The organism is Okeania sp. SIO2F4, from assembly GCF_010672385.1.
Classification (GTDB): Bacteria; Cyanobacteriota; Cyanobacteriia; order Cyanobacteriales; family Microcoleaceae; genus Trichodesmium.
The window spans coordinates 1-6,128 of record NZ_JAAHGT010000585.1 but is presented as its reverse complement, the minus strand read 5'-3'; the positions used below and the strand labels follow the sequence as shown (position 1 = coordinate 6,128).

The following is a 6,128-nucleotide window of genomic DNA, read 5'->3' as shown; positions in this document are numbered from 1 at the left end:
TCAGCTGTCGGCAAGTGGAGCATTCCGAAGGATGGGATGCCGAGGTCTCCGTTCCCTCCGGGACGCTACGCGAACGCTTGCCTCCAATCGACCAAGACAGCGGTCGGCAAGCGGAGCAGTCCGTTAGGATGGGATGGCGAGGTCTCCGTTCCCTCCGGGACGCTACGCGAACTTCGAAGCTTTGCGAAGCGCAAACGCTTGCCTCAAATCTCCCAAGAGAGAAGAAATAATATTTCCTTATATTCAATTCCCGTAGGGTTTTAACCTTCTTGTAATTATCAAGTTCGCCATTATCAATTAATGAAATACTTATATCATTAATTGATAATCAGTTATAAATAAAATATTCTTGTAAGGAGATTCCATAAAAATTTCCTACTCTCTCTCATTTTCTATGTTTCCTATTATTCTTTATCAGTCAACAGTTCATATTTTAATATTTTTAAATTATACTTTAATATCCCTACTATATTTTTTAAAATTAGTAGTGTAAATTTTACTGGCGCAAAGTTTTTTTACGCAATGCTCCGGATTCATGTCAGCGACAGACTAAACACTTTTGATGTTGCGGAGCAAAACGGCTGTTTATAGCATTTCTCTCTTGTTTTATGTTCCCTTTTCATCCTTGAATTTTCTACCTCACTCAGAGCTGGGAATTGCTATATATAATTAGAGTTTTGATAAGTTTAGCCACAGTAACAAAACCTTTAGGCTAAAATTTCTTAACCCTAATCAAAATTTTAAATATATCTGATGAATTTTTTAGCTATCAAGTAATACTTTAATAAAACTGTTTTTTACGCCGTGCTGCTACTGCCTTTCTCTTACGTTTTTCTTGAGGGGTTTCAAAGTATCGACGCTTTTTCACATCTGCAAGAATACCTGCTCTGGAAACTTGACGTTTGAATCGCCGGATGGACTCTATTCCTTCGTTTTCGTTGAGTAACACTTGGGTCATTACTTTTTCTATTGTTCTGTACTTCGCCTATAATTTAGTTATTAATAGTTTACCTATAGGTGCAAGCTAGTTGCCAAATTATTCCCTAAGCTAAGTTATACCAGTTTCAGAAAATATTGCTACAAAGTTTGGATTGGTGGGAGTTAGGAATCAGGATTTAGGAGGAGGTTCATTAATGGATAATGGATAATGGATAATGGATAATTACCTCAAGGAAAACCGCAACGGAATTGAATATCAGGAAATATCCTAGCACTTTTCTTCCCCTATTAGGGTCGGCTTTTAACCAAGGTATTTAATTAATAATTATTAATTATTAATTATTAATTATTCGGTAAATATTTTATATAGTTTTTCAGGTTATTTTACTTTAGGTATCTTGTTTGAATTTTGTCTTGTGATAATATTATTATCGCCTTGTTCAGAAAACTCTCAAATCTTTTAATGAATAAAAGATAGATCGGTCCTGCCAAAGTTGGTACTTAAGGCAACTTGTATATTTTCTAATGCTTTCACCAGCCATCTCACTGCTTCTCTTGTAGATGCTTCATAATGGTTAAATAGTATTGCCAATCGCTTTTCTAGGTATGGTTTGACTCTATAGCAAACTAAAACTATTTTTAGGAGGAGACTGGTAGTTGCTATTGGACCCATGTTGGCCATCAGGTTAAGAAATAAAAAGTGCTGTGGTTTTTGAATGCTTTCTACAACCAAAAACCCTAACATTTGATTACAGGTTCTCATCAGTAAAAAGTCATTAAATTGTTGATCATCATTGTGAGGCATGGTATTTTTTAGTTGCTTATATAGTTTGTCTTTGAACTGATACTTAATATACCTGGAGTCTGCATCAAATGATGAACTTAAGTATTCATAGAAGCTTTCTTTAAAGCAACGATAAGATTGAGGTTGCCTGGCATGAGTTAGGAAACTTTTGGCATAATCTTGGTAGTTATAACCATTTTCAACTTTACCTACAAATTGTCTAATAGCTGATAATAATTCCCGATCGCTCAAAAGAGTAGGATTTTGAATTTTGTTTGTATTTTTCCAACTAGACTCTGTAAAGGTTGAGGTAGTTATTCTCCGATGCCTAATTTGATGAGTGACATAGTGGGATAAATTTATTTCAAATTTTTTCTGATTTTGTCGTTGCATCTTTTTAATAGCTTGCTGATGTTCATAGCTATTGTCTGAGGTAATTAAACAATGTTGGTATAAGTAAGGATAACGTGGAATTAGAGTTCTCAAAGGTTGAGCTAAAGCACTATGAGTGTTTCTATAACTTCTGGTTTCTTGGTTTATTAATTCTGCAAAACGTTTTAAAGTAAAATACTGCTCACTTGTTGTGAATGCCTTAACCAGGTCAAATAGTTTCTTGCTACTGCGGGAACCATAGTAACGGTGTACTGTTTTATTCTTGATACTATCAAAAAGTTTAATTAAGTCTAGCAACACATCTTTTTTATAGTTATAGGGTCGTTTTCTATTAATAACTATATGACAACAGCGATTTAGGATAAAATTAAATTCTTCTTCAACTTGCAATAATGCAATAATTCTTTCGAGTGCTTTAGCTACCTCTGTGTCAGGATATCCAGAACCATTAATAAATAAAATCCTAAACCTTTCAATTATCTCTTCTGATGACTCTAGGTCTATCAATTGGAGAAAATGGTTATAGATATACTGTTCATACTGGGATTTGTCTTGTTTATATTCATCAATAAAGTTTTTCATTTTACATCTTCCCCAATTTATTTTTTTTCTATTCCACTCTCGTTAGCTATGGGAACAATTGCTAATCTCTGGTTTTGATCGAGTTGTCTATAGGATTTCCGATCTGATAGCTATTGACTTTACTATATATAGTTTGTATCTAGATTCTTTCTCATAAAAAATCATATCTGGCAGCGCCTAACACTTTAATTACACGTTTGACTAATTTCTATTAGTCTTATTATCTTCAAAATTTACGGAGTTTTTATAAAGTTTTGGTAAAGATTTTGCGAAAATTAGGTAATATAGATATTAATTGAACTGAGTCATAAATAATTACCAACTTCTGAACTAAATAGAATTTTTTACTATTTGATTACCATCAGCATCAAAAATACCACATTTTTGGAGTATTGGTATTAATAGATGATTAACTATGTTCATAGATATTAATTGCCAAGGAGCTAAGGGTTTAGTATATGGAACTTGCTGTTATACCAAATTGATAAATGTTTGCTGCAAATAGTTAGGCTATTTCTTGGAAGTCAACCCACCCCTAACCCCTCCGAGGAGGGGAAGTCAGTCAGACCGAGTCATAATTAATAGGTTTTATACTATAGCAATCCTAAATGATTTGTGAAAATTTTGAGAATAGTTAATATTAAGGAAAAACCTTGAAAATTCTGACTCATGAGGACTGAGGACTGAGGACTAACTACCACCAAAATATTACAACTTAAATAGGATTGCTATATTTTTTATGTCGTAATTTATATTTTTCGTCAAATAGACATGGACGATCGAGTCTTTTAATACTGTTTATTATTCGTAACATTCTTTTTTCATGCATGGTATTACCCACAGAGAGGTCAGAGAAAACTTAAATTACCGAATAATTAAAGTAAAAAGCCTCTCGTTTGCGGAGCATGACCTTAGGATGGGATGGTGGGGAAACCTAGCCATATCCAATCTCCTCTCGAGAAGAAAAAATTTTCACGCTCCGCGTCAATCCAATATGTTTTAGGGAGAGGTAATTATCTATTATCCATTAATATCCATTAATGAATACAGCTATCCTAAATAGGACATGAAAAGTAACCTTAGATAAAAGTCTGGGAAAATATAAAGGTTTAGACATGGGTCAACAACCTAGATTTATTCACAACCTATTCATGGTCATGATATATCCTATTTTTGACAATTAAAGACTACTAGGCTTTGTCATAATTTTGCTTTAGATTAGAGTAATACAATCTGAGATTTTTGCCTCATCTGAGTTCAACATTATGACAATATTTGCCAAGCTACAAAAAAATATTCTCTATAACTTTTGAGAATTATTTAAACTTTTGATTTTGTTTTGGTTACTCAGTTATATTCCAGAAAATAAGTTTAGTTCAACAATAACAAATACTCTTATATAATTATTACACATCTTTCAGGAGGAATGCCAATAGCTATGGTTTGTCGCATTACCCTATTCCAACTAACTGAAATCTTGACTGCTACAACACTTACAGATTTTGAGATTCCAGAAAAAAAATTAATTACAGGTATAAACACAGATACTCGTAACTTACAATCTGGTGAAGGATTTTTGGCATTACGAGGCGAAAATTTTGATGGCCATAACTTTATAAAGGAGGCAATTGAAAAAGGTGCTTCTTGTGTGATTCTTGAACATGAATATACCTTAAATAATGAGGTTGAACAACTCTCAAATAATGTACCTATATTACAGGTAGAAAATTCTTTAAAAGCTTACCAAAAAATTGCTCGTTGGTGGCGAGATAGATTTGATATTCCTGTGATTTCAGTCACTGGTTCAGTCGGTAAAACAACTACTAAGGAATTAATTGCTGAAGTTTTGGCAACTCAAGGTCAAGTCCTGAAAACTGAAGCTAACTATAATAATGAAATAGGTGTACCTAAAACTCTACTACGACTTTCTGCTGATGATAATTATGCTGTGATAGAAATGGCGATGCGAGGACCTGGAGAAATAGCAGAATTAACACATATTGCCAATCCGACAATTGGCTTAATTACTAATGTTGGTACTGCTCATATTGGTCGTTTGGGTTCTGTTGAAGCGATCGCTGAGGCTAAGTGTGAATTATTAAGAGAAATGTCTGATAGTGGTATTGCTATTCTGAATTATGATAATCAACGGTTGATAGAAACTGCGGCTAAGGTTTGGTCTGGAGAAACTTTTACTTATGGTTTAGAAGGGGGAAATTTACAAGGAAATTTAATTGATTCTGAAACTATAAATGTTGAGGGTGTGGATTTACCTTTACCTTTACTTGGTAGTCATAATGCTTCTAATTATTTGGCAGCATTGGCAGTTTTGAAAGTGCTTCATGGAAAAAATATTTCGACAAAAACTTTATTTGAACCTTTGACTAATAATTTATCGGTTAATTTACCAGGAAGTAGGGCAAAAAGATATGATTTAGAGAATGATATTGTGATTTTAGATGAAAGTTATAATGCTGGATTAGAGTCAATGATAGCTGCTCTGAATTTATTAGCTGAAACTCCGGGAAAACGTCATATTGCTGTGTTGGGAACTATGAAAGAGTTGGGAGATAAATCAATTTTATTTCATCAACAAGTTGGTAATGTTGTACGAAATTTGAATATTGATGGTTTATTTATTTTGGCTGATTTTGAGGAAGCAGAAGCAATGGCTACAGGTGCTGCTAGTTTACAGTTTATAGAAGTAGAAGATATTACTGCTGATGATGCTCACCAGAATTTAGCTAGACATTTACAAGAGTTTTTACAACCAGGCGATCTAGTTCTTTTTAAAGCTTCTCATTCTGTGGAGTTAAATAAAGTAGTCGATATTTTAATTAATGGGTAATGTATTTGTAGCACAAGCAAGATACCTGTCACGGTTGTATCTTATTTGATCGCGTTTATATGCCTAGCAAAGCGGAAGGTCGTTCTATCGCGGTCGAAGCCATACTATCTTTAGTTGAATAAATAGTCATGGCTATAGGCAAGTAACCCCAGTTAACTTTTATCATATCACAAAAATTCTGGGGATACAACCAAAAATCCTTTGACGCGGGATTTTTTTTGAGCTTAAGAAAATGAAAGTATTGGTGATTTTTGACTGAGGAAAGATTTGATCGGGGAAAAGCAAGTATTTATAGAGTGCTTCACAAAATGAAAATATGTTGCTATTGCTCTTGGGAAAAATCACTGAATCTTTGATTGCCTCCGGGCAAGGAAATTTAGTTGAACAAATACTCATGTACATAGACGAGTAACCCCCAGTTAACTATTGCTTATAGAACCAGAGTCAATACATTTTATGAAGCACCATGCGGAGGTGATGGGTAGTGAGATTTTCCAACTATTGCGTATAGAGCAATAGTTAATTCATTTTATGAAGCACCCTGCTGGAGGTGATGGGTAGTGAAATTTTCCTTCTATTGCG

At 33.9% G+C, this 6,128-nt stretch carries 3 protein-coding genes; 1 reads left to right on the top strand and 2 read right to left on the bottom strand.

Annotated features, from left to right (window positions below; translation table 11 throughout):
• Positions 1-781 precede the first annotated feature (781 nt).
• Positions 782-958, bottom strand: a complete 177-nt coding sequence (gene rpsU / locus F6K22_RS28060) for a 30S ribosomal protein S21 (RefSeq protein ID WP_293105687.1) — start codon at positions 956-958, stop codon at positions 782-784.
• A 441-nt stretch (positions 959-1,399) separates the two neighbouring features.
• A complete protein-coding gene (locus F6K22_RS28055; RefSeq protein WP_293105686.1) occupies positions 1,400-2,698 on the bottom strand; it encodes a hypothetical protein in 1,299 nt (432 codons plus the stop codon).
• Positions 2,699-4,136: 1,438 nt separating this feature from the next.
• Between F6K22_RS28055 and F6K22_RS28050 the strand changes: the two genes are divergently transcribed.
• Positions 4,137-5,546, top strand: coding sequence for a UDP-N-acetylmuramoyl-tripeptide--D-alanyl-D-alanine ligase (locus tag F6K22_RS28050; protein WP_293105688.1), 1,410 nt, complete (start codon positions 4,137-4,139; stop codon positions 5,544-5,546).
• Positions 5,547-6,128 lie beyond the last annotated feature (582 nt).

Coding starts and splice junctions, on each gene's coding strand:
- F6K22_RS28050 (WP_293105688.1), top strand. CDS start 4,137: ATGGTTTGTCGCATTACCCTATTCCAACTAACTGAAATCTTGACTGCT.
- rpsU (WP_293105687.1), bottom strand. CDS start 958: ATGACCCAAGTGTTACTCAACGAAAACGAAGGAATAGAGTCCATCCGG.
- F6K22_RS28055 (WP_293105686.1), bottom strand. CDS start 2,698: ATGAAAAACTTTATTGATGAATATAAACAAGACAAATCCCAGTATGAA.